This is a genomic window from Actinobacillus minor NM305 (assembly GCF_000175195.1).
GTDB lineage: Bacteria > Pseudomonadota > Gammaproteobacteria > Enterobacterales > Pasteurellaceae > Haemophilus_A > Haemophilus_A minor.
This window is the reverse complement of sequence record NZ_ACQL01000068.1, coordinates 97,695-122,681: the sequence shown is the minus strand read 5'-3', so window position 1 is coordinate 122,681 and position 24,987 is coordinate 97,695. Positions and strand designations below refer to the sequence as shown.

At 38.4% G+C, this 24,987-nt stretch carries 25 protein-coding genes; 9 read left to right on the top strand and 16 right to left on the bottom strand.

Annotation, left to right across the window (positions count from 1 at the left end):
- The first annotated feature begins 5 nt into the window (after nucleotides 1-5).
- Both hrpA and AM305_RS03330 read left to right on the top strand, forming a co-directional pair.
- Nucleotides 6-3,920, top strand: a complete 3,915-nt coding sequence (gene hrpA, locus AM305_RS03335) for an ATP-dependent RNA helicase HrpA (RefSeq protein ID WP_005823152.1) — start codon at nucleotides 6-8, stop codon at nucleotides 3,918-3,920.
- 20 nt (nucleotides 3,921-3,940) lie between these two features.
- Nucleotides 3,941-4,786, top strand: coding sequence for a glycosyltransferase family A protein (locus tag AM305_RS03330; RefSeq protein ID WP_005823151.1), 846 nt, complete (start codon nucleotides 3,941-3,943; stop codon nucleotides 4,784-4,786).
- A gap of 81 nt (nucleotides 4,787-4,867) precedes the next feature.
- On the opposite strand, the gene ung is transcribed toward AM305_RS03330, so the two are convergent.
- Complete coding sequence (gene ung, locus AM305_RS03325) at nucleotides 4,868-5,539, bottom strand: uracil-DNA glycosylase (protein ID WP_005823150.1); 672 nt, start codon at nucleotides 5,537-5,539, stop codon at nucleotides 4,868-4,870.
- Between the two features lie 193 nt (nucleotides 5,540-5,732).
- Here ung and grcA point away from each other — a divergent pair, with 193 nt between their 5' ends.
- Nucleotides 5,733-6,119: an autonomous glycyl radical cofactor GrcA gene (gene grcA, locus AM305_RS03320; RefSeq protein WP_005823148.1), complete on the top strand. Its 387-nt coding sequence runs from the start codon at nucleotides 5,733-5,735 to the stop codon at nucleotides 6,117-6,119.
- A 44-nt stretch (nucleotides 6,120-6,163) separates the two neighbouring features.
- Here grcA and AM305_RS03315 read toward each other — a convergent pair whose 3' ends face one another.
- The 12 genes from AM305_RS03315 to AM305_RS03265 form a co-directional block, all read right to left on the bottom strand.
- Complete coding sequence (locus AM305_RS03315) at nucleotides 6,164-6,844, bottom strand: HEPN domain-containing protein (protein WP_005823147.1); 681 nt, start codon at nucleotides 6,842-6,844, stop codon at nucleotides 6,164-6,166.
- A gap of 84 nt (nucleotides 6,845-6,928) precedes the next feature.
- Nucleotides 6,929-7,216, bottom strand: a complete 288-nt coding sequence (locus tag AM305_RS03310) for a type II toxin-antitoxin system RelE family toxin (protein WP_005823146.1) — start codon at nucleotides 7,214-7,216, stop codon at nucleotides 6,929-6,931.
- An 8-nt stretch (nucleotides 7,217-7,224) separates the two neighbouring features.
- Nucleotides 7,225-7,473 carry a type II toxin-antitoxin system RelB/DinJ family antitoxin gene (locus AM305_RS03305; RefSeq protein ID WP_005823145.1) on the bottom strand — a complete coding sequence of 83 codons (249 nt, stop codon included), beginning with the start codon at nucleotides 7,471-7,473 and terminating at the stop codon, nucleotides 7,225-7,227.
- 216 nt (nucleotides 7,474-7,689) lie between these two features.
- Nucleotides 7,690-7,770 carry a hypothetical protein gene (locus AM305_RS12940; RefSeq protein ID WP_420196303.1) on the bottom strand — a complete coding sequence of 27 codons (81 nt, stop codon included), beginning with the start codon at nucleotides 7,768-7,770 and terminating at the stop codon, nucleotides 7,690-7,692.
- Between the two features lie 123 nt (nucleotides 7,771-7,893).
- Nucleotides 7,894-8,112, bottom strand: a complete 219-nt coding sequence (locus AM305_RS03300; RefSeq protein ID WP_005823143.1) for a hypothetical protein — start codon at nucleotides 8,110-8,112, stop codon at nucleotides 7,894-7,896.
- Nucleotides 8,113-8,186: 74 nt separating this feature from the next.
- On the bottom strand, nucleotides 8,187-8,564 hold the full coding sequence (locus AM305_RS03295) for a hypothetical protein (RefSeq protein ID WP_005823141.1): 378 nt from the start codon (nucleotides 8,562-8,564) through the stop codon (nucleotides 8,187-8,189).
- A gap of 21 nt (nucleotides 8,565-8,585) precedes the next feature.
- Complete coding sequence (locus AM305_RS03290) at nucleotides 8,586-9,590, bottom strand: hypothetical protein (protein ID WP_005823139.1); 1,005 nt, start codon at nucleotides 9,588-9,590, stop codon at nucleotides 8,586-8,588.
- Nucleotides 9,591-9,637: 47 nt separating this feature from the next.
- Nucleotides 9,638-10,315 carry a hypothetical protein gene (locus tag AM305_RS03285; protein ID WP_005823138.1) on the bottom strand — a complete coding sequence of 226 codons (678 nt, stop codon included), beginning with the start codon at nucleotides 10,313-10,315 and terminating at the stop codon, nucleotides 9,638-9,640.
- Between the two features lie 18 nt (nucleotides 10,316-10,333).
- Entirely contained in the window at nucleotides 10,334-11,206 is an 873-nt protein-coding gene (locus AM305_RS03280) for a hypothetical protein (protein WP_005823137.1), read from the bottom strand.
- Nucleotides 11,207-11,218: 12 nt separating this feature from the next.
- Complete coding sequence (locus tag AM305_RS03275; RefSeq protein WP_005823135.1) at nucleotides 11,219-12,733, bottom strand: hypothetical protein; 1,515 nt, start codon at nucleotides 12,731-12,733, stop codon at nucleotides 11,219-11,221.
- Nucleotides 12,730-13,068: a hypothetical protein gene (locus tag AM305_RS03270; RefSeq protein ID WP_005823134.1), complete on the bottom strand. Its 339-nt coding sequence runs from the start codon at nucleotides 13,066-13,068 to the stop codon at nucleotides 12,730-12,732. Before AM305_RS03270 ends, AM305_RS03275 begins: the two co-directional genes overlap by 4 nt.
- 8 nt (nucleotides 13,069-13,076) lie before the next feature.
- Nucleotides 13,077-13,964, bottom strand: coding sequence for a helix-turn-helix transcriptional regulator (locus AM305_RS03265; protein WP_005823132.1), 888 nt, complete (start codon nucleotides 13,962-13,964; stop codon nucleotides 13,077-13,079).
- Nucleotides 13,965-14,212: 248 nt separating this feature from the next.
- Between AM305_RS03265 and AM305_RS03260 the strand changes: the two genes are divergently transcribed.
- Nucleotides 14,213-14,557, top strand: coding sequence for a helix-turn-helix domain-containing protein (locus AM305_RS03260; protein ID WP_005823131.1), 345 nt, complete (start codon nucleotides 14,213-14,215; stop codon nucleotides 14,555-14,557).
- A gap of 229 nt (nucleotides 14,558-14,786) precedes the next feature.
- Here the strand turns inward: AM305_RS03260 and cysZ are convergent, their stop codons facing one another.
- A complete protein-coding gene (gene cysZ / locus AM305_RS03255; RefSeq protein WP_005823129.1) occupies nucleotides 14,787-15,641 on the bottom strand; it encodes a sulfate transporter CysZ in 855 nt (284 codons plus the stop codon).
- A 111-nt stretch (nucleotides 15,642-15,752) separates the two neighbouring features.
- On the opposite strand from cysZ, the gene zipA reads away from it, so the two are divergent.
- Both zipA and ligA read left to right on the top strand, forming a co-directional pair.
- Nucleotides 15,753-16,625, top strand: coding sequence for a cell division protein ZipA (zipA, locus tag AM305_RS03250; protein WP_005823127.1), 873 nt, complete (start codon nucleotides 15,753-15,755; stop codon nucleotides 16,623-16,625).
- A 62-nt stretch (nucleotides 16,626-16,687) separates the two neighbouring features.
- Nucleotides 16,688-18,727: an NAD-dependent DNA ligase LigA gene (gene ligA, locus AM305_RS03245; RefSeq protein WP_005823126.1), complete on the top strand. Its 2,040-nt coding sequence runs from the start codon at nucleotides 16,688-16,690 to the stop codon at nucleotides 18,725-18,727.
- 111 nt (nucleotides 18,728-18,838) lie between these two features.
- Here ligA and nrdD read toward each other — a convergent pair whose 3' ends face one another.
- Complete coding sequence (nrdD, locus tag AM305_RS03240; protein WP_005823125.1) at nucleotides 18,839-20,620, bottom strand: anaerobic ribonucleoside-triphosphate reductase; 1,782 nt, start codon at nucleotides 20,618-20,620, stop codon at nucleotides 18,839-18,841.
- 3 nt (nucleotides 20,621-20,623) lie between these two features.
- Nucleotides 20,624-21,091 carry an anaerobic ribonucleoside-triphosphate reductase activating protein gene (gene nrdG, locus AM305_RS03235; protein WP_035293821.1) on the bottom strand — a complete coding sequence of 156 codons (468 nt, stop codon included), beginning with the start codon at nucleotides 21,089-21,091 and terminating at the stop codon, nucleotides 20,624-20,626.
- 312 nt (nucleotides 21,092-21,403) lie between these two features.
- Between nrdG and rsxA the strand changes: the two genes are divergently transcribed.
- From rsxA to rsxC, 3 genes are read left to right on the top strand one after another with little or no spacing between them, the layout of a single operon-like run.
- Nucleotides 21,404-21,985: an electron transport complex subunit RsxA gene (gene rsxA / locus AM305_RS03230; protein WP_005823122.1), complete on the top strand. Its 582-nt coding sequence runs from the start codon at nucleotides 21,404-21,406 to the stop codon at nucleotides 21,983-21,985.
- A complete protein-coding gene (gene rsxB / locus AM305_RS03225) occupies nucleotides 21,985-22,596 on the top strand; it encodes an electron transport complex subunit RsxB (protein ID WP_005823121.1) in 612 nt (203 codons plus the stop codon). Before rsxA ends, rsxB begins: the two co-directional genes overlap by 1 nt.
- Nucleotides 22,589-24,970: an electron transport complex subunit RsxC gene (rsxC, locus tag AM305_RS03220; RefSeq protein ID WP_005823120.1), complete on the top strand. Its 2,382-nt coding sequence runs from the start codon at nucleotides 22,589-22,591 to the stop codon at nucleotides 24,968-24,970. The genes rsxB and rsxC overlap by 8 nt, the downstream gene beginning before the upstream one ends.
- Nucleotides 24,971-24,987 lie beyond the last annotated feature (17 nt).

The following is a 24,987-nucleotide window of genomic DNA, read 5'->3' as shown; positions in this document are numbered from 1 at the left end:
GAAATATGCAAAAAAATCATAAAAAACAACCGCTTGATGATGCTCAGAAAGCATTGTTAGCCCAATTAAAAGATATAACCAATTTAGATTATCGCCGTTTGCGTTCTCGTATTCACGGCATTTCAAATATCAAAAATGAAAATGCCAAACAAGCCATTATTGCAGAAATTGAAACGGATCTGACCGCTTGTAAAAGCCGTTATTTCACCCGTAAACAGCAAGCTGAACAACTAAAAATTGAGTATCCTGATCTGCCTGTTTCTGCTCGTCGTGAAGAGATTTTAAAACTGATTGCCGAACATCAAGTAGTGGTGATTGCAGGGGAAACAGGATCGGGTAAAACCACGCAGTTGCCGAAAATGTGCTTGGAGCTTGGACGTGGAGTAAAAGGGCTAATCGGGCATACGCAACCTAGACGTATCGCAGCTCGCTCGGTGGCGACACGCATTGCCGAAGAGCTGAAATCGGAACTTGGTTCGACTATTGGTTATAAAGTCCGCTTTAACGATCAGATTAGTGATAACACCCTCGTCAAATTGATGACGGACGGTATTCTGCTTGCCGAAATCCAAAACGACCGCTATCTCAATCAATACGATACGCTGATTATTGACGAAGCCCACGAACGCTCGCTTAACAACGATTTTATTCTCGGTTATCTCAAACAAATTTTGGCAAAACGCCCTGATTTGAAGGTAATCATCACATCGGCAACCATTGATGTGGAACGTTTTTCTAAACATTTCAACAATGCACCGATCATCGAAGTGTCGGGTAGAACTTATCCTGTGGAAGTGCGTTATCGCCCGATTGTGGAAGAAGAGGATCAAGACCAACTACAAGGCATTCTCAATGCGGTGGACGAACTGCAAGCGGAAGGTCGGGGCGATATTTTGATTTTTATGAACGGTGAGCGAGAAATCCGTGATACCGCCGAAGCCTTGCAGAAGCAGGAGCTTCGCCATACGGAAATTTTGCCGTTATATGCCCGTTTATCTGCTGCAGAACAACAACGTATTTTTAATCCAAGCAACCTGAACCGCATTATTTTGGCGACCAACGTGGCGGAAACCTCGCTGACAATCCCGAATATCAAGTATGTGATTGATACGGGAACGGCTCGCATTTCACGTTATAGCTATCGTACCAAAGTTCAGCGTTTGCCGATTGAGCCGATTTCTCAAGCGTCCGCCAACCAGCGTAAAGGGCGTTGTGGACGTATTTCGGAAGGGATATGTATCCGCTTGTATTCGGAAGAGGATTTTAACGCCCGTCCGCAGTTTACTGATCCTGAAATTTTGCGGACAAATCTCGCTTCGGTAATCTTGCAGATGACTGCGTTGGGTTTGACGGATATTGCTTCGTTTCCGTTTGTCGATGCACCGGATCAGCGGCATATTCAAGATGGTATTCGTTTATTAGAAGAATTACAGGCATTTGAATTCAAAAAAACAAAAAATGGTGAAATACGTGAATTGACCCAAATCGGTCGCCAACTCGCCCAACTGCCTATCGATCCCCGTTTGGGTCGTATGGTGATCGAAGCAGCGAAGAATGGCAGTTTACACGAAGTGATGATGATCGTATCGGCGTTGTCTATTCAAGATCCCCGTGAGCGTCCGCAGGAAAAACAGCAATCGGCAGATGATAAACATCGCCGTTTTGCCGATAAAGAGAGCGATTTTTTAGCCTTTGTGAACCTGTGGCATTTTATTCAAGAGCAACAAAAGGAACTCACCAAAAATCAGTTCCGTAAGCTTTGCCAAAAAGATTATCTCAACTATCTGCGAGTGCGTGAGTGGCAGGATATTTATCATCAGCTTCGCCTTGCGGTGCGTGAAATGGGCTTGCCGATTAACAGTGAACCTGCAAATTATCAGCAAATTCACACCGCTTTATTATCGGGCTTATTGTCTCATATCGGCTTGAAAGATAACGAGAAGATGCACTATTTAGGGGCAAGAAATGCACATTTTTATCTGTTCCCTAATTCCGTGCTTTTCAAAAAACAGCCGAAATGGGTAATGGCGGCAGAATTGGTTGAAACTACTAAATTGTGGGGACGAATGGTGGCACGAATTGAGCCTGAATGGGTTGAACCGCTTGCCAAACACTTAACCAAATCCAGTTACAGCGAACCACGTTGGGCGAAATCAAAAGGGGCGGTGGTTGCCGATGAAAAAGTCTCGCTCTACGGTATTCCGATTGTTACCAGCCGTCCTGTGATGTATGGAGCAATCGATCCTATTGTCAGCCGTGAAATTTTTATCCGCTCGGCGTTGGTGGAAGGCGAATGGCACAATAATTACAAATTTTTCAAAGAAAATAACCGCTTGATCAAAGAGATCGAAGAGTTGGAGCATAAATCTCGCCGTCGAGATATTTTGGTAGACGAGCAAGTGCTGTTTGAATTTTACGATCAGCGGATCGGCACAGATGTCGTTTCCAGCAAACATTTTGACAGCTGGTGGAAAAAAGCGTCCCAGAAAGATCCTGAACTGCTGAACTTTGAAAAATCGTTCTTGATGAATGATAATGCAAACAAAGTCAGCGAATTAGACTTCCCAAATTTCTGGTATCAAGGTTCGCTCAAATTGAAGTTAAGCTATCAGTTTGAAATCGGGCAAGATCACGATGGCGTAACGGTACATATTCCATTGCCGTTACTTAATCAAATTGAGCTAGAAGGCTTTGATTGGCAAATCCCAGGGTTGCGCCACGAGTTGGTTGTCAGTCTCATTAAATCGTTACCTAAAGCCATGCGCCGCAATTTTGTGCCTGCGCCTAATTATGCCGAGGCATTTCTAGGAAAAGCAGAACCTTTTGCTAAACCGTTGCTTGAAAGTTTGACTTATGAACTGCGTAGAATGACGGGGGTAACTGTCGATCCTGAACTTTGGGATTTAACACAATTACCACCGCATTTACGCATGACATTCCGTGTTATTGATGAAAAAGGGAAAAAAATTGCTGAGAGTGAAAATCTTGATGAATTAAAATTCCAACTTAAAGATCAAGTACAAAATACGCTTTCGAACATTGCCGATGATGGGATTGAGCAAAGCGGTGTGCATTTGTGGAATTTTGCGGATTTACCCCAATTTTACGAACAGAAAAAACAACATTTTAGCGTAAAAGCCTACCCTGCGATTGTCGATGAAAAAGAGTCGGTGGGCATCAAATTGTTCGAAACAGAATTTGAGCAAGCACGAGCAATGCAAGCGGGGTTACGCCGATTGTTATTGCTAAACGTGCCATCGCCGATTAAATATCTGCACGAAAAACTGCCGAATAAAGCTAAACTCGGTTTATATTTTGCCCCGTTCGGCAAGGTGCTAGAGTTGATTGACGACTGTATCGCCTGTGCAGTAGATAAATTGATTGAAGAGTTTGGAGGCTTTGTGTGGTCGGAAGAAAAATTTAATGAACTACACGAGCATGTTAGAGCCAATTTAAACGATACCACCGCAGAAATTGCTTTACAGGTAGAAAAATGCCTTACTCTTGCTTTTGAATTAAATAAGCGAATGAAAGGTAAAATGGATTTCACAATGGCATTTGCAATGTCGGATATCAAGGCGCAATTAGCAGGCTTAATTTATCCGGAATTTGTGACCAAAACCGGACATCAACGCCTTGCAGATTTGCATCGATATTTAACCGCTATTGATAAACGGCTTGATAAATTATTAGTCGATACCAATGCGGATCGTGCGAAAATGCTACGTGTTGAACAAGTACAAGAAGCTTATAAGCAATTATTGGCTAAATTGCCGAAATCTAAAGCGATACCGGATGAGGTTTTAGAAATTCGTTATATGATTGAAGAATTGCGTGTCAGCCTGTTCGCTCAACAGCTAGGCACCAAATATCCAATTTCGGATAAGCGGATTTTGAATACCATCCAAGAAATCAAATAATCTAACAAAAGAAGATAACAATGAACAACCAAGTAATTAAAACTGTTGCCGTGATTACTTCAACGATTGGCAGATCTGATCTTGAACGAGCCATTTTAAGTGTTAAGAATCAAACTTATCCTTGTAAACATTATGTATTTGTTGATGGAGAACAATTTGCTGAAAAAGCCAAAACAATTTTAGATAAATACCCTGATGTTATTGCGACCTATTTACCTATGAATACGGGGGCAAACGGTTGGACTAATAGCAGTATCAATGCTATCGCTCCGTTTTTGGTTAAAGAAGATGCCATTTGTTATTTAGATGATGACAACTGGTATGAGCCGACTCATATTGAAAATGGAATAAAAACCCTAAATGAATCAAGTGCAGATTATGCTTATTCGCTCCGTAATTTTTATACGCATGATGAGCAATTTATTTGCCAAGATACTTTGGAATCGATCGGCTTTTATGAAAATAGATTAGATAACCCTTATGTATTCCAAATTACTGTCGAAAATCAAACGGTTGGAATGACAACAACATCGCATAAAAGACATCATATTGACACCAATTGCTACATGATGCGAAAGGCTCTTGCTGTGCAAACTTCTCGCTTTTGGTATAGCGGTATCCATAATGACACTAATGTGTTTAATGCACTTATGCAACTCAATGCCACTCACTGTTGCACAAAAGCCTTTACGGTTAATTACCAATATGATCTCGAAAAATATGATATGGGGTTTATCCTCTCCGTGGAAAAGGCATTCCCACACCTTACCCGTGATGAAATAAAACGAATCAATTATCAAGTAACAGCTCAAAAACAATTACAGAACCTTGAACGACATGGCGGTGTTTATCCTTGGAATAAATAGCGCAAAATAACCTAGCACAAGCCGTGCTAGGTTCGTCTAGAAGCCTAAAGTTGGTGTACCACCTTCAAGATTTTTAATCTCCTAGGCATTTAATGGCAATTGCCAGTGAATCTCTGGAATCCCCTTTTCTCGTAAATAAGTATTTGCTTTAGAAAAATGCTTACACCCGAAAAAGCCCCGATGCGCTGATAATGGAGAAGGATGTGGCGCCGTTAAAACACAATGACGGCTTCTATCAATAAATTGTCCTTTCTTTTGAGCATGACTCCCCCAAAGTAAAAAGACGATATTTTCACGATGTTCATTAAGCTGTGCAATAACTTTATCTGTAAAGGTTTCCCACCCCAATTTGGCATGAGAATGCGCCATTCCTTGCTGAACAGTTAAAACCGTATTAAGCAATAATACACCTTGCTTTGCCCAATCAACTAAATAGCCATGCTGAGGAATTTGAAATCCCTCAATATCTTGCGAAAGCTCCTTATACATATTCACTAATGAAGGCGGTGGAGCAACCGGAGGCTTAACCGAAAAGGCTAAACCATGCGCTTGATTAGGACCGTGATAAGGATCCTGGCCCAATATAACCACTTTTACATCACAAAACTCAGTAAGAGAAAAAGCACTAAATACTTCATTTTGAGGCGGATAAACAATTTTACCGCTCATTCTCTCATGATGCACTTGTTGCAAAATATGTTGAAAGTAAGGTTGTTGTTTCTCTTCCCCTAGCGCTTCTTTCCATGTTTTCATATATCTACCTATAGTTATAAATTTAGCAAACCATTAAACTGACCATTATTTAACCAAATAAATACTTCCGTATCAAAAATGTTTAAATTTTTATCGTAATTCTCATCAAGAGGAGTATAATGAGCCTATCAAATTTTTTTGAAATTTTAAAATTTTTTAATAATCAATCATCTCATCTATTTAGGAGTTCAAAATGATTAAAGGTGTACAAATTACCGAATCAACAAACAGCAACTTATTAAATTCTTTCTGGTTATTAGACGAAGCAAAAAACGAAGCTCGTTGCATTGCTTCTAAAGGTAACGTTTACAAAGAAGACGAAGTTGTTGCAATCAGCGATTTAGGTCAAATTTCATACCGTGAAGTACCAGTTAATGTTGCTCCAACAATCAAAGTTGAAGGTGGGCAGCACTTAAACGTAAACGTATTACGCCGTGAAACATTAGAAGATGCAGTTAAAAACCCAGAAAAATATCCACAATTAACTATTCGTGTTTCTGGTTATGCAGTACGTTTTAACTCATTAACTCCAGAACAACAACGCGATGTAATTACTCGTACTTTCACAGAAAGCTTATAATATCAGCTTTTCCATCAAGAAAGCACCTCTTAGAGGTGCTTTTTTTATAAGGCATTTACCACCGGATAAAACGGTTTGCCCCAATCAATTTCAGAATGATTTTCCATCATAATTTGAAGCATTGCTGGAATTAGTAAAGATAAAATATTACAACCATCTTTAAGCTGCTCACGGTTTACCCGACTATCAAATGTCGCCCCACCGTGCAAAATTTGATTTCGTAACGTATATAAACGGCTAAACATTACATCTAAGATCCGCTCTGTTTTTTGCTGCTCCAATGCTGACAAAAAACGCTCACGCTCTTTCATTTCTGCCATCAAGTAATCTTTTTCTGAAATTTTATCGTTATGAAAATCCCAAAATGGCTGAAAGACATATTTATTGTCTAATAACAAGCGGATAGATTGAGAGAATTTTTTCCAAACTAAGTTATAAATAACCTGCTCTTTGTCAAAGGCACAGATTCTAAGTAAAAACTCATTAAAGGTTGCGCGATCTTTACCTGTATTGTCTTCTAATTCCCTTGCATAAGCCGCATTAAAGGCAATCCATAAACAGATAAATTTCATATCTAACTCTTTAGATATGTCTAATTTTTCTGCTTTGCCTAACCAACTTAAAGCACGATGAATACGCAAACGGAAATTATCAGGGAAATTTTGAATATCACGTTGTTCACGGAAGTAGGTTCGAAGTTGTTCAGTATTTGATAGATTGTTCATAATTTTATGCTCGGTATAAGTGATGGTTAGCAATGAATTTTACTTGCTAGAACAAGTTCCAACAATACAACTGCTCCAATTAATTTACAATCGTTTTAACGCCGTTTCATAAACTTCATTATCCGCTCTTTTACCCACGGTTAGTAAAAGAATATAGATTTCATCATCATTAACTTGATAAACCAAACGAATACCTGATCGTTTGAGTTTGATCTTATAACAATTATGCAATCCGCCTGCAAGTCGGTTCTTTGGAATATGCGGATTTTCAACCACTTTGTCGAGTTTTTTACGCAACTGTGTTTTAATTGCCGTATCAAGTTTATTCAACTCTTCAACAAAATCATCGTGAACCTTAATTGAATAGACCATACAACAACCTACGAGAATAATTCATCAAGGGTTGTATTTTTGATTTTTTCAGGTTCATTCAAACGCTTTTTAACAAGCTCATACAATTCCACATCTTCGTCAGATACGATAATTTGTTTGATTGGCATTCTACCTGTTTCCGCTACATACGCTAAGAATGATCGTATGGCATCTGACGGGCTGATCCCTAAGTTATCAAAAGCTTCAAATGCTTGTTGTTTTACCACTTCATCAATACGAATATTTAAGTTTGACATTGTTCCCCCTATGTTTAAGCATAGTGTAAAACAAATGTAAAACACAAACAAGCGGTTATTTTTTACCATTGGGGGAAATCACTTTATAGTGAAAGGTGGATTCAAAGGTATTTTAAGCACTTTATCAATATATCTTTGAATCGTTCTAATTGAACAATGATATTTAACGGAAAGTTATTGATGGGTTTGTTTACCCTATGTACATCAGTCCAAATCTTAATTTGTATCTAATTTATTTTTTAAGATAAATATTTTATGACATTCACTACAAAAATAACGTTGAGTATTATTTTGCATACCATATTTCTTTGTTTTCAGGCTTTGGCAAAGTAGTCTATTTTTTATTCATATTTCAAAAATAGGGTTTAACGTTCTGTGCTTATAAGGCTTTAAGCCATTTTTTTAGCGACTATTTTGCTATTACACCGTTCTAAAGTTATGTTCAGCTTTCATCTTTTCCAAGAGCTGTTCACTATTTCTGAGTGTTTGTTCAATATCTCTAAGTTTTTTATCATATTCTTCAAACATTCTATCCATTTCATCAAAATCAAACTTTTGAAGCGCCTTGAACGTTTCCCATTTTTGTTCTTCACTCATGCGAGCAACGACTTCTTTAACAAGTTGTTCTTCGAAGTTCATTTGTTAATCCTTATTCTTTATATTTTAAATAAAAAGGGATATTTAACCTTAAATATCCCTTCATTATAAAAATACTAGTATGTATTTTTACGATAATCTGCAATGAATTTATCTGCTGTTTGCTGAATTTCTCTCATTGGACTCTTTTTAGAAAGTTGGATCATATTATGTCCACACAACTTTAAGGTTTGCTGAATAATATCTTCACTATTATGGTTTACCCTGCTTAATACAGAATCTACACCATACCTTTGATGTCGATAATAAATAGCTAAAATAGCTGTACAATCTAAATTTGTTATTCTTTCTTTAGAATTGAGATATGATGCAATTCTATCTTCATCAGAGTTTTTAAGTCGTTGCCATAGATCAATGATCTTATCCTCCATAGCTGATTGCATTGAATCATTGATACTTTTACCAACTTTTCCTAAAAAATCGAAAAATCCCATTTTAAACTACCTCATTTTTTATTACATACTTAATGCAACTTTCTTAATATCATTAATATTAGAGCTTGCATCACCTAATAATTCGCCTTTTTCATTAAGAATCGGCGTATCAATTACTGCTTTTAATAATTGGACTAATTTCAAGCTTCTTAACACAACTTCTTTATCTGATTGTTCATATTGTTGATAATCAAATCCTTTTTCTAAAGTAATATTCTCTAATGCTTTAGTACTTCTGCGAGAAGCCTTACGCAATAGAGATAATACCTCGATAGAATTAACTGCAATTTCTGCAATACCATCTGTAAAAGTTACTGTAGTGCGAGAATCTTCCTCATATTTCAATGCCAACTCTTTATTTGATTTAGCATCATTTAATTGTTTAGCGGCTTGATTTCCCATATACCAACCAGCAATAGCTAAAGCTGGTGCAATAGTAATCACATTTAATATCATTGCACCACCTGCCATACCGAATCCACCACTAGCAATCGTACCTCCCCCCAACCAAGCTAATGTCGCATTTGTTGCTGCTGCTCCACTTAATGTACTAATAGCTGTTCCTGTACCTGCCGCTGCAAAAGCCATTGTTCCACTATAAGCCCCAAATGCAGCCATAGCACCAGCAGCAGAACCACCGAGAACACCGAGAGAAGAACTCGTGAAAAAAGAAATTTCCTTCTTCAACTCTTCTAATACTTCATTGCTAAATTCAGCAATTTTTAGTTCTTCTAAACTTTGATCTTGAGATAACTCAACATTTTTAATTCGACCAAATACATTAATAAATGAATGAATATTCTTTGTTAGAGCATCATATTTTTTCTGCCCTAATTCTTCTAATGCTTGTTCACAAATTTCTCTAGAAGCTTCTAAAGATTTATTTGCAGAATTAATAATTTCTTGAGCAGAAGCATTAATATCTTTTGCTTCACTATTATCTTTTACTGCTTTTCCACCCTTATATACTCCCCAAAGAGCAGAGACGCCCATACCGATTGCAATTGGAATTACTGGTAATACCATTTTAATTACTCCTATATAATAGATTAGATTTATTGATTGCTAAAAACTTATTCTTCAATTAACTCTCTTATATTTTCATTGATTGAATTTAGCTTATTTCTAGCAAAACAATACTCTTTCGCCATATCTTTAAACTCATCAACATATTCAAAATCAATAGAGAATAAATTACATAACTTCCTTAAAATAAAAATAATAGACTCATAATTTCCATATAATAAAGCTAAGTAAATTAGCTCAAATAAGAATATTTTCTTATCTTTTCCTGATAACTTAAGATTTCTTTTATCTAAAATGCCTTGTAAAGCCATATATAAGATTTCTTCTTTTATCATAGGTATGTAACTCATACATTTATTAATAGCAGCAGTACTAGCATTAATAATACTTATATCTAATTTTTCCATTAACTTTAGAGTTTCTTTCTGAATGTTTCTATCATCTCTATATTTAGAAAAAACAATATCAACCGCTCTAGTTATAGATTGAGATAAATTATTATCATAAGAATTTAGTATCTTATCTAAATTTTTCCTTTCAATATCCAACTCTTCTAAATATAAGTTTAAGACATTTCTCTTATTTGCATTAAAATAATGATCAAAATATAATTTTGTCCCATTATTTGAATAATAATTCAATTCATTGTCTGCTATGGATATCAGTACAGCTAGTTCAAGAGCAAGCTCTTTTTCACTGCGACTATGTTTTTGTAATAGGCTCATCTAAAACTCCCTATCTATTTATTCTGAAATCAGTTGATTAGCTTCTCTGAAACACGAAGAAATTCCAGATACAACATCAATAAATTCTGGAATGTATTCCATATCTAGCTGTAAATTCATCGCAATACTCTCAATTAACTCTTTTTTAAATGAGTTAAAATTTCCATTTACATAAGCTATAAATATCAATTCAAATAAAATAATTTTCTTATCTCTTTCATTAATCTCAATAGGGGTATGTTTTATAAATGGAGATATTCCCACAGCTAGGTGTGCTCTTGCCATAAAAGGATGTTCGCCACTTTTTTTCATATATATCAATCTTACAGCTGTTTTTTTAATAATTTCCTCTTTTACTGACGGAATATTAGCTATTTCTAATAATAGAGCATCTTTTTCTAACTCAAATATATTCAATCCTTTTTCAGATATTCTACTTAAGAGTTCTTTTTCGATTCCTTTATCATTCTTTTTATCTTGATATACTTCTGATAAAACATCAGAAAGACAACGAGAGAAATCTGTACTTACAGGGAACTTAACCTCTTCAGTTTTTTTAGTTTTACTTACAGCAGCGGCTGCAGCTAAACCTAATAAACCAGTAGCAGCAACAATTGGAGCTACACCTCCAAGTTTAGAAGGAACCTCAACAGTACGTGATAAATAGGTTTTCTCATCATTTAATAATCCAAGCAAATAATCTTTTTTACCCATTTCTTCAGCATACTGAAATAGTAAGTCAATTTCATAATCGCTTAAATAATTAGAAAACATAAGTTTATAACCATTATCTTTTCTATTTACTTTTTCATTTTCAGAGATTGCAACTAAAACAGCCAATTCTAAAAATAACTCTTTAACTCCATTATTACTTAATTTATTTAAAAACATAGAATGCTCCTATCAAATTTTTAACGTACTATCAGATAACATAAAATCATTAAACTCATCAATATTATTGAATGGTAGTTTTTTACCAAGAACATCAGCAAATTGATTGATGTTTTGACAAAATTCATCAATATTAGTATTTTGATTTTCTAATGAATTAAATAGTTTCTCTGATTCTATTCTTAACTCAGAAAGTTTATTAGCAAATAAATTATCTAAGTAATACCTATATCCACGCATTGTAGCTCTTGCCCTTAAACAACACATTTCTATATAGTGATACCGTTCTTCAGAAGCTTTTACTTCATCAAGCGAATCTAAAAAACTATGATAAAAATTATTTGTTAATGTATAACCAACCATTCCCCCAATTAAACTGCCTAACACAGGAATAGGTATTGCAATTTGCCCAATCATTGAAAAAGTCGCTATAGATAGTGTGTTATTTACAACACCTCCAATCTCTCTAAATAATTCTGTTTCATTAATTTCTCCTTTAGCATATCGTTTAATTGATTTTCCTGTAGAAATACAAGTTGAAACAATCATTGCAGGAAGTCCTGTTTTTGATAAATTGCGTATAGCCGCCTTTGATGACTGCTGCATTACACCTTTGATTGCTGATCCAGCAAATGCAGTCCCATAACCAACGCCTGCCGATTTCAGTGTATCTTTTGTTGTATCAAAAAGAGCATCAGCAAATTCTTTATTGCCAGACCTCACTGCAATCATATTAGTAATTAGAGAAATACTTCCCCCAATCGCTGCACCAAATTTCGCTCCTTCAATACCTGCTCTATGGCTTACTTTTGCAATATCTTTTGCTGTTTCCCATTTTGGATTAAGTCGATATTTAATTGCTTCTTCTGTTGAAATCCCTGAATCACTAATTTTTGTGGATAATTTTTCATAATTATCAGCTGCTTTGTTTAACTTTTCAGCAACATCTGTTTTCCCTGCTTTAGCAGCTGCTTCTGCATTTTTTCGTAATTCATTGGCTCTTCTACGGCAATATTCTTTTGCTTTTTCAACTTGCTCAGTAGGTAAATCAAGTCGGTCAACATTCATATAACGGGATAAATCATTTTTTCCTCCCCCATTACCCTCTGCTATTTTCCTAAGTAATGATTCAGGATCAGTTACAAATTTCATCTGAGATGTAATCTGTTCTCCAGAGGCAGTAATTTCCACAATATCAACTACATTATGATTTTTCCCAAATTCAGCTATGTCCTCACTGCGAGAAAATGTTGAACCTGTTTTATTAATAATTGCTTCCGCATTCTTTCTAGAAACGTGAGCGACTTCCGCAGAAAAACCTGCTTGTTGTTTAACAGTCTTTTCAACATCATTAGGATTAATTTTGTAGTTACCAATATCCGTCAAACTACGGTCAAATTTAATCCCTGTTTCATAATCAATACCCCTAAGCCCTTTTAGAAACTCAGCACCAGCACTTCCATAACGGCTCACAAGTTCCTGTGAACCTGCAGCCACCATATATTCTTTAAAATCGTCTTTTTTCATTTTTTACTCCATTTCTTCCAAACCACCCCAACCCTTTTATTTGCAAGATCCCGATAGATTTCACAGTCTGGGTTTAAGGTCAGTAAATTATGTGCCGCAATCGCTGCAAGGGATAAAATGCCCCAACGGGGATTTAATACCGCAGATAAGCCTGTGGCTAAGCGGTTTTTGGTGTAAAGGCGGCATTTCAAATTTAAACTTTCGATATATTTTTCAAGTTCTTGACTAAAGGCGAATAAATTACCTGTTTCAATGCCACAGATTTCAAAACTTTGACGTTCATTAATTAATTCTTTAATGGTCGAAAATGGCGCGCTAATATCAATTTTTTTCATATTTCCCCCTAATCATTCGCAATATATTGTCTTAACTTCTCCACCATTTTTTCCTGCAACCCATCAGGGCTGATGATGGTTAAATGGGGAATCCAATACTGCACAAGCGGTACGATGTCGAGTTCGTTTACGTTTTCGCTTGCTAAAATAAGTTCGCCGTTTTCCGATTTATGCACCAGTTTTTGATTAGGCAGTAAATTTCGGCGAAGGAAGTAAGGGGCGGCAAAGCTGGAGACTTTGACCAATACTTCACTAAGCTGATTGCCAAAAGAAATGCTGTCATTACTTTTGATCTCTTCTTGTAGCTGTTGGTTTGGCTCGAAGGTTTCTTCTAGCTTGGTTGCCATTGAAATTTGAGTAAAACAGAAGGTTTTTTGTTTGTCTGCGTCTGTGCCAATTAAGTACCAAATGCCATTTTTGTTGATTAGGCTGTAAGGGGCAATTTTGTAAAATTTTCCGTCATTTTGACCGCTTTTTTTATACAGAAAGCTCACAAATTGGCGCTCTTCTATCGCTTGTTTCAGTAAGCGGAATTCGTTTTCAAGATGGCGGATATCTTCATATTGAAAGCCTTTAACTTTCACACTTTCGGTTAATTTTTCTTGATAAAAGGTTTGATCCACTTTAGGGAATAAATCCGCTACGCTGGCAAAACGAGCAAAGCGTTCAATATCTTCTTTATCTAAAAAGCCTAGCTTTTGGGTGTTTAATTTGTAATAGCGAGGCCCGAATTCTTCCCAGTCGAGATAAGCAAAGCGATCTCGAATATCGCGTTGAATGGTGCGAAGGTTTACTTCAAATTCTTCAGCTAATTGATGGGTATCAAGGCGTTTACCTTGATTTAGGAGAACTAAAATCTCACTTAAGCGCTGGGCTAATATATTACTTTTTCTCATGATGAATATCCTATCTCATTTGTTGGTATGAAGTTTAGCAATGTTGTGCGACAGGTCGTGTCATGATAATAGAAAAAGTAAAATATTTTTTCATTTTGGTTGTTTAATACTAGAAAAACGCCTAAAAAGTGAATTTTAGTATGTTATTTGTTTTTATTAGGCTTTTCAAGTCTAGATTGGATGTCATTTGCTATTTATCAAAGAATGTTAGCGCCTATCATTTCCTTACATCATAAAAGGGGGATTGGGTGTCGGACAAAACAGAACAATTAGTACAAAGCATTGGGCGAGCGATTTCAAAATATCGACAAGCCGTTGGGCTAACACAAGCACAATTAGCCGAAATTTTAGGCATTAGTAATGATGCGGTTTCTCGTATGGAAAGAGGCAAAAGCGTGCCGTCTGTGTTGAGGCTGTTAGAGCTTTCTGAAATTTTTGGTTGTGAGGTGGCGGATTTATTAACGGAGAGTAGTAACCGTTCAATCGATCAGGCTCGTAAATTAGAATTATTATTTCATCATTTGGAAGATGGTGAGCGCAGTGAGTTGGTTGCTTTAATTGAGAGAATTGTGAAGTGGAAACAGGGGAGGTAAGTTTTCCCTCCCTCTGCTATTGGTACCTCCCTCCGTAAATAGAGGGAGGAAAAATAAAAACATATGCCAGATTGCTGATAAAGGTTATATTTGAGCAATAACCTAGCACGAGCCGTGCTAGGTTCATTAAGCCCAGCCCCGCTGGGGCTGAAAGGAAGAGCCGCAGAGCGGCTCAGATTAAGTAACCCTATACGGCTCGTATAGGGTTTCAACGGTCTGATATGCTTTTCTATTTTTTTACCACATTTCCCGTGCGTGTTTCGGTACTTACCGATGTCCCTTTCGTTTTTTTGAAGGTGTAATCCGCTTTACTAAATTCGCCATGCTGATTTTCTAAAAAGAAATCACGATATTCATTAATCCACATAGCTGTTGCGCCACACACTGCAACCGGCATTACCACTAAATTTACAAAAGGTATCATGGTAAACAAACTCACTAATGAACCAAAGGTGTAATTCATCACTTTGTTTTGTTCCAGCGCATTACGCATTCGCTGAAAGCTAATTTTGTGGTTATCAAAAGGATAGTCGCAGTATTGAATCGCAATCATCCACGCACTAAAAATAAAAGCAATGACTGGCACGATGGTTTGCCCTAATACCGGAACAAATCCTAATAAGAAAATAGCGATAAGGCGTGGAACGCTATACATCATTTTTTGCCATTCACGTTTTAACATTCTCGGTACGTCTTTTAGCATACCGGTAAATGAGGTGGCGCCAAGTGGTTGATTGGTCAGTTGTAATTCTACTTTTTCGGCTAATAATGCATTAAAGGGGGCGGCGACAAAGTTTGCTAATGTGGTAAAGGCAAAATAAAAACCCACAAGCAGTAAAAGAAATATAAGTGGAATTAAAACAAAAGAGAGCCATTCCAACCAAGAGGGAAGAAGCATATCGAGCCAACCTGTAATATTGGCAAAAAATGCCCAAACTAAACCAATCATTAACACTGTGTTAATGATGATAGGAAAAATCACAAAGGGCATAAATTGACGTTGTAATAATAAACGCCAGCCGTAAATAAAATAATGGAAGCCTAATCCCATTTGATTTTGGGGTTCTGAAAAGGGAGATGACATAAAGATCCTTAAACACTCAAAATTTCACAAGAAATATGGTAAGCTATGCAAACCATTTTCGCAAATAGCGAACATTAAATTTTGTAGATAATTGCAAGCCAAGAGGACACCATGGAGATTAATATTCTTTTTTATATTCTAGCAGGATTGCTTATTGCCGCAATGGTCGGTTTTAGTATTTGGTCACATCGCCGTGAGAAATCACGTGTTTTCACAAATACTTTTTCAACGCGCCCTCCTTCAACGCCAATTCAATCGGCTGCTCAAACTGAAGTGCCTAAAACGCTTGATCCACAAAGTTATCACGATCAAAATTATGTTTCACAGCCTGATGTGGAAGTGAATACATCTGCTGAGATTCAACAAGATGTCGAAAGTTCATTGAATAATATTAAAATCAAACTCCCAGGCGAAGAAACGGCGCAATTAGAACCTCAGGTGTCGCCTTATCAAGAACAAGTACAATCTTCTACATCTGTTTATAGTCAGCAAAATACGCCTGCATTTGTTGAAACTACGCAACCACCAGAGTCAATGAATGTGAGAACGGAAGAACCGGCTGCTCAACCAGCAGTAGAAACACCAGCAAATATGATGATGCTTTATGTTGTTGCCGCAGAAGGGCAAGTGTTCTATGGCAACTATTTAGCGCAATGTTTGGAAGGATTAGGTTTCCAATATGGCGAATATCAAATTTTCCACCGCCATCAACATATTGGTAATAACACCACGCCGGTTATTTTTAGTGTAGCAAATATGATGCAACCGGGCGTATTCGACTTAGAAAAAATGGATCGTTTTTCGACTATCGGTTTAGTGATGTTTATGCATTTACCATCAGAAGGAAATGATGTGGCAAATCTGAAATTGATGTTGCAAAGTGCAGAACGTTTGGCACAATCTTTAGGTGGGTTTGTGTTAAATGATCGCCGTGAAATTTTTGATGAAAATTCACGTTTAGAGTATTTAAATCGCCTTCGTTAATTTGCAAAAAACAAACCAAAATTGACCGCTTGTAAGCGGTCTTTTTTATCGAGAATTTTACTATGCCGCTATTTTCCCAAACTGATACAACAATATCTCTTTCAGAGATTGAAACATTACGCAATAAACTCCGAGAATACGAATATCATTACCACGTGCTGGATAATCCCCTCGTGCCGGATGCGGAATACGACCGCTTGATGAATGAGCTGAAAAATTTAGAATGGCAACACCCAGAGTTGATTACACCGGATTCGCCTACGCAACGAGTCGGGGCAAAACCATTAGATGGCTTTAGCCAAGTGACTCACGAATTGCCGATGCTGTCGTTAGATAATGCCTTTTCAGATGAAGATCTCGATGGATTTTTGCGCCGAATGGAAAGCTATATTAGCGTTACACCAAGCTCATTAGATTTTTGTTGTGAACCGAAATTAGACGGTTTGGCGGTCAGTATTTTATATGTAAACGGGGTTTTAACGCAGGCAGCGACTCGAGGCGATGGCACAACAGGCGAAGATATTACCGCCAATATTCGAACCATTCGCAACATTCCGCTAAGACTAAAAACAGATAACCCACCACTTCGTTTAGAGGTACGTGGCGAAGTCTTTATGCCACAAAAAGGTTTTGAGGCGTTAAACCAAAAAGCGTTAGAAAAAGGCGAGAAAACCTTTGCGAATCCTCGTAATGCGGCGGCAGGTTCGCTACGTCAGTTAGATCCGAAAATTACGGCACAACGCCCGTTGATGTTAAATGCGTATAGTATTGGCATTTATGATTCTGATGATGAATTACCAAATACTCATTTTGAACGCCTGCAATGGTTGAAGTCGTTAGGCATTCCGGTAAACAATGAAATTCGCTTAGAGAAAGGGCGAGAAAATTTGTTGAAATTCTATGCGGATATTCAGACCAAACGTCCAACGTTGGGCTATGACATTGATGGCACGGTATTGAAAGTCAATGATATTGCTTTACAAGAACAGCTCGGCTTTATTTCTCGTTCTCCACGTTGGGCAATTGCTTACAAATTCCCAGCTCAAGAAGAGATGACTGTTTTAAATGATGTTGAATTCCAAGTGGGGCGAACAGGAGCAATTACGCCTGTCGCAAAATTAGAGCCGGTATTTGTGGCTGGAGTTACGGTAAGTAATGCGACTTTGCATAATGGCGATGAAATCGAACGTTTAGGGATTGCGATTGGCGATACCGTGATTATTCGCCGTGCCGGTGATGTTATTCCACAAATTATTGGCATTGTGGCAGAGCGCCGTCCGGAAAATGCAAAAAAAATTACTTTTCCGACCGCTTGCCCTATCTGTGGTTCTGCGGTAGTACGGGTTGAAGGCGAAGCTGTCGCACGTTGTACCGGTGGCTTATTTTGCGAAGCTCAACGTAAAGAGGCATTAAAGCACTTTGTTTCTCGCAAAGCGATGGATATTGACGGCGTGGGAGAAAAACTGATTGAACAGCTGATGGAGCGTGAACTAGTTCATACCCCTGCGGATCTGTTTAAACTTGATCAAGTCACTTTAATGCGCTTAGAGCGCATGGGGGAGAAATCAGCACAAAATGCGTTAAACAGCATCGAAAAAGCGAAAAATACCACGCTTCCTCGTTTTTTATTTGCGCTTGGTATTCGTGATGTGGGAGAAGCAACAGCCCTAAACTTAGCAAACCATTTTGGTTCATTAGAAGCCATCCGCACAGCAACTTTTGAACAGTTGCAAGAGGTTCAAGATGTGGGAGAGGTGGTCGCAAATCGTATCGTTCGCTTCTGGCAAGAACCGCACAATGTTGAGGTAGTCGAAGATCTCATTCAACAAGGGGTAGTTTGGCAGAACATTGAGCAAGTGGAGATTGCTGATAACCCGCTAAAAGATAAAAATGTGGTTTTAACCGGTACATTAAGCGTGCTAACCCGAGATCAGGCAAAAGCACTATTGCAAGGGCTAGGTTGTAAAGTCTCCGGCTCGGTTTCGAGTAAAACAGATTATTTGATTGCCGGCGAGAAGGCAGGCTCAAAACTAGCTAAGGCGCAAGAACTTGGCGTTAAGGTGCTTTCTGAACAAGATTTTTTAGAGATTGTTGGGCATTAGTGCTATTTTTTCTGCAAAAGAAATAGTAGGGACGCCAGCGTGGCGTCTCTACTATGCTGTTTTATTAAATTAAAGGTTTGTTACATAATATAAAAAAGATAACCTAATTACCTAAGCTGCTTGGCGGTGATAAAAGCGCAGATGATGTTCTTTTTGGCGTGCTGAGCTAAACGAAGAAACCCGTTTTAAATAGCCAATAACGCGCGTACCATAATCAATATCTTGCGAGCCACATTTAGCGCAATGGCAAAGCGTGCGTTTATCAATATGGTTACACTGATTACAGATAGTAATTTTGACGTTAATACAAAAATAATTACAACCCGTTTTTGCCGCAATATCTAAAAGTGAGCGGTAGCCAGTCTGGCTTAATGCTTCATCTAAATTCAGATGTAGCGCCGAGCCACCATCTAGCCATTCAATAAGCGTTTTGCCGTGTAGTAAGAATTTGTCTAGCGTATTCGTTTTTTCGTCTTCAACCAGATAAAAGTAAGAGTTGTAGCACTCCCGTGGGACGAAATAGCCATCTTCTTTATCCCATTTGGCGTTTTTTACCCCCAAATTTTCTGCCGGTACAAACTCGGTATTAAATTTAATGCCGTATTTTTTTGAGGCTTGCTGATTTAGTTCAAAAATCACTTTTAAACGGCTTTGGACAAACTCAATATAATCCGGATTATAACCAACCGTTAAACCTTGCGACTCCGCCGCTTCTGCCATACCGTTAATACCAATGGTTAAAAATTGTTTATCCAATGAGATAAAGCCAGCGTCATAAACCGGCAACATACCTGCAGCGAGATACTCTTCCATCAATTTACGATAAGCATATTGATATTGATGAATTTTGCTTACTTCTGCGGCTAAATCACGTTTATCTTGCACTAAACGGTTCATATTAAGGGTGATGACATTAATTGAACCCGTTGCCACACCGCCAGCCCCTAAAGAGTAAGAAAAGGTGTGATCGGAAATTTCGTTACGTAATCGGCAACAAGAAGCTAAAGAGTCCGGATTATCGGATTGATAAATGAAAAAAGCATTACCTTGCGAAAGTTCTTCCGCCATTTGATCGGCAAATTCACTATCTTTACATTGCCCGTTTTCAGTCAGCATTGCGGCAGTAACCACGGGGAATGTGAGAATGGCTTTAGTTCGTTCTTGATTAAACCATTTCATAAAAAAGCGCTGGAGTTTTGCGGTCGTTTCCCAATTTGGGCGTTCAAAATCAGGGAACATAAAATTACCAAACATCGCTTCAAAGTAGTGCTTATCATATACCGAGATATTCCAAAACACGCTTTGATAACCACGAGCGGCCGCTGGCTGGTTAATCGAGTACACTACTTGTTGTAGATGATTTTCGATTTCGAAGCGGTGCGTTTCTAAATAATTTTCGCCAAAATCTTTACGGGCAAAGTAGTCAAAATAGGTTAAGAATTCAACGGTAGCAACCGCGCCGGCAAATTGCGAGCTAATCGCAAACACTAAATTCACAAAAGAACCACAAAAAGAAGCGAGATGTTTCGGCGCTTTGGATTCTCCGCCAAGTTTTGTTAAACCATCACGTAAAAATGGGTAGAGCGTTACCGAAACACAATAAGGTTTAAGACTGGTTTCATCGTGAACATAAATTTCGTGTGCTTCAATTTGGCGGAGATACTCTGTTGCCAGCTCATCGCCGAATAAATCTCGGATTTTTTGACTGACTTTGGCACGGTTAATTTGCACAAAAAAGTCTTTCATCAACTCATTTTCCATAGTGGCAATGTTTTTTTGGGTAACATTGGCATTAGCATCCATTTTTGAGCCATCCGCCGCATTTTGAGCTTGAATATAATGCTCAATAAAAGCAAGTTTATCCGCAACTTGTTGAGGTTGAAGTCTAATCATGTGTCAAGATCCTTTTATAAACAAATGGTTAAGATTTTCGCCGGTGCGTAAATCAATAAAACGTTGGTTGGTCGTGAGGCTGTTTAATCCGCCTCTTTCTGCGATCCAGCGCCCTGTTTTGATATAGGTTAGTTCACCCAGTAAATTCGTTGGCACTTCATCATACTCTAGCCCCGTATAAAGGCAGGTATTCAGGCGTTCTGCTTTTGCACATTTAAGTAAAGCCAGTAATTGATCAGCGTGCCATTCTCCTCCCATAAATAAGACACAGCTGAGCAAACCTTGATATTGTTTGAGTTTATGAATGAGGTAATTTTCTGTCAAAATTTGACCGCTTGTTGCTTTCCAGCTTTCTGCACTATGGCAACCTTTACATTTTAATGGGCAGCCACAGATGAGAAAGGCAAGCGATGTTTCGTTGGGAACCTCTTGCCAAACGACTTGTTCTGAAAAAAAACGAATTTGATCCATATCAAAACAAACACAATATGTTGTGCTTTTTAAAATTTTAAACACTAGATGTTGATATGTTACGTTTTTCTTTCCAAAAATAAAATAGAAAAAATGCATGAAAAAGGGTTGCAATTTTTTTAGATAAGGAAAATCAAGGCGATAGAGAATTGTAAATTTTTGAATAAAAAATAAACTCAAATGTTAATTTGCAATAACTCTTTGAATGTATTTGATTTTTTATTTTTAGCTGTTTTTCTTATTGTCCCATTCGCCAAAAAACGGGATAATACGCACTATTTTAGTTTAGTATTTTGAATTTCGGTGTGGGAAATGGTTGATTATATTCTGCTTATCATTAGCACAGCACTCATCAATAACTTCGTGCTTGTGAAGTTTTTAGGGCTTTGCCCATTTATGGGGGTGTCGAAAAAAGTAGAAACGGCGATTGGTATGGGAATGGCAACAACATTTGTTTTAACAGTCGCTTCTCTTGCGGCATATTTGGTTGAAACCTTTGTATTAGTACCGTTAGATGCGCAATTTCTCCGAACATTGGTTTTTATTCTCGTGATTGCCGTTATCGTTCAATTAACCGAAATGATTATTCACAAAACCAGCCCAACGCTGTATCGTTTACTCGGGATTTATTTGCCATTGATTACCACCAACTGCGCTGTATTAGGGGTTGCATTATTAAATGTAAACCTTGCCAATAATCTGATTGAATCAGTGTTATATGGTTTTGGTGCAGCAGTAGGCTTTTCCTTAGTATTAGTATTATTTGCCGCCTTGCGTGAACGTTTAGCGGCAGCAGATGTGCCTCGTCCATTCCAAGGTGCTTCAATTGCCTTAATTACGGCTGGTTTAATGTCTCTTGCCTTTATGGGCTTCACAGGACTTGTAAAAATCTAATGTTAGACTTACCTATTATTGTTTATATTTTAATTGTTATTGCACTTATCGCCTTAGTTTTTGGGGCGATATTGGGCTATTCTTCGGTTAAATTAAAGGTCGAAGCCGATCCTATCGTGGATCAAATTGATGCATTATTACCTCAAAGTCAATGCGGACAATGTGGCTACCCTGGTTGTCGCCCTTATGCAGAAGCTATCGCAAATGGCGATCAGATCACGAAATGCGTTCCCGGTGGGCAACCGCTTGTGGTTAAAATCGCAGATTTAATGGGTGTTGATGTACCCACAATGGAAGGAGAAGAAGCACCTGAAACTAAGGTCGCATTTATTCACGAGGATATGTGCATTGGCTGTACAAAATGCATTCAGGCTTGCCCTGTGGATGCTATTATCGGCACGAATAAAGCAATGCACACGGTCATTGCAGACCTTTGCACCGGTTGTGAGCTTTGCATAGCGCCTTGTCCAACAAATTGTATTGAAATGATTAAACCAAAAACATCAGCACAAAATTGGAATTGGAAATTCGATCAAAACTTGGTTATTCCGATTGTAAATACCACAGAATTACAGAAAAAAATGATTGTTGGCGGAGGGAAAAGTGAGTAATCCAAACGAAGTATTGGAGCGGATCCGCCAGAATAAAGAAACGGGTAAATTATGGAAATATCCCGGCGGTATTCATCCGGCAGAAAATAAAAAGCAATCTAACCAAAAGGCTATTCGCCAATTAAATTTACCTAAATTTTTCTATGTGCCTGTCGTACAACATTCAGGTTGGGCCGGCGATCTTATTGTAAAAGTGGGTGATGAAGTCTTAAAAGGGCAAGCTTTGACCAAAGGCGAAAATTATCGCCAATTACCTGTTCACGCTCCAACATCGGGTAGAATTCTGGCAATTGAACCGCACGTTTCTTCACATCCATCCGGATTACCGGAAATGACCGTGATTATTGAAACAGACGGTAAAGATCAATGGTTTGAACGCCAACCGATTGAGGACTTTTTACAACTGACAAGCGGTGAAATTGTTGAAAAAGTTTACCGCTATGGCATTGCAGGCTTAGGCGGTGCGGTTTTCCCTACTGCCTCGAAATTACATTTTGCCGATAAACGCTGTAAAGTTTTAATTATCAATGGGGCTGAATGTGAGCCTTATATTACTTGTGATGACCGTTTAATGCAGGAATATGCCGATGAGCTTATTGAGGGTATCCGTATTTTACGTTACGTATTACGACCTGAAGAAGTGGTTATTGCTATTGAAGATAATAAACCGAAAGCGATACAAGCGGTCGAAAAAGCCTTAAAAGGTGCAAATGATATGTTTGTGCGAGCGATACCAACGCAATACCCCTCTGGGGCAAGTGATCAGCTCGTTCAAATTTTAACAGGCTTAGAAATCCCATACGGTAAAAGAACTATCGAAATGGGCATTGTGATGCATAACGTTGGGACGGCATTAGCTGTGAAACGTGCGATTATTGACGACGAGCCTTTAATTGAGCGTATTGTAACTTTAACCGGCGATAAAATTCGGAATAAAGGTAATGTATGGGCAAGGCTCGGTACGCCGATTATTCATTTACTTGAGCAAGTGGATTATCAAGCCGATAAACGCTTCCCTGTTTTCTTAGGTGGACCAATGACCGGCTTTATTCTGCCATCATTACAATCGCCGATAACGAAAACCGCCAACTGTATTATTGCCCCGGATCATTTTGAATATGCACCGCCCGAAGACGAACGAGCGTGTATCCGTTGTTCAAGCTGTTCAGATGCTTGTCCGGTAGGGCTATTACCACAACAGTTATATTGGTTTGCTCGTTCAGAAGATCACGAAAAATCAAAAGAATATCACTTAGATGCTTGTATTGAGTGCGGTGTTTGTGCTTATGTTTGCCCAAGCTATATCCCACTTATTCAATATTTCCGCCAAGAAAAAGCCAAAATAGCGGAAATTGATGAAAAAGCGAAAAAGGCGGAAGAGGCGAAACAGCGTTTTGAAGCCCGTGAAGCCCGTTTGAATAAGGAAAAAGAAGCAAGAACGGCTCGTATTAGTCAAGCAGCTGAGAAACGCCGTGAAGAAGTTGCAAACAGTAAGGGCGAAGATCCGGTTGCAGCAGCATTAGCTCGTTTAAAAGCGAAGAAAGCGGAAAATGCCGAACAAACTACGGTTCACGCTAAAGCCAATGGCGAACCGGATAATAGCGAGTTAATGGCACAACGTCGGGCGAGACGATTAGCCAAACAAGCAGAAGAACAGCAACAAGCGGTTGTTTCCGAGGAGCCGGTTGCAAAAACAGAAACGGCTGAAACGGATCCAAGAAAAGCGGCGGTTGCTGCAGCATTAGCAAGAGCGCAAGCGAAAAAAGCCGCACAACAAGCGGTTGTTTCTGAAGAACCTGTTGCAAAAGCAGAAGTAGCTGAAGTGGATCCAAGAAAAGCGGCGGTTGCCGCAGCATTGGCAAGAGCGCAAGCGAAGAAAGCCGCCCAACAAGCGGTCGTTTCTGAAGAGCCTGTTGCAAAAGCAAAAGTGGCTGAAACGGATCCAAGAAAAGCTGCGGTTGCTGCAGCATTAGCAAGAGCACAAGCGAAAAAAGCCGCACAACAAGCGGTTATTTCTGAAGAACCTGTTGCAAAAGTAGAAGTGGTTGAAACAGATCCAAGAAAAGCGGCGGTTGCTGCGGCATTAGCAAGAGCACAAGCGAAGAAAGCCGCACAACAGGCGGTTGTTTCTGAAGAACCGATTGCCAAAACAGAAACGGTTGAAACGGATCCAAGAAAAGCTGCAGTTGCAGCAGCATTAGCAAGAGCAAAAGCGAAGAAAGCCGCACAACAAGCGGTTGTTTCTGAAGAACCGATTGCAAAAACAGAAACAGTTGAAACGGATCCGAGAAAAGCAGCGGTTGCCGCAGCTATCGCTCGAGCAAAGGCAAAAAAAGAAGCAACGAAAGCCCAAAACGAGAATTTAGCGAATTAGACGATAAAGGAACATTT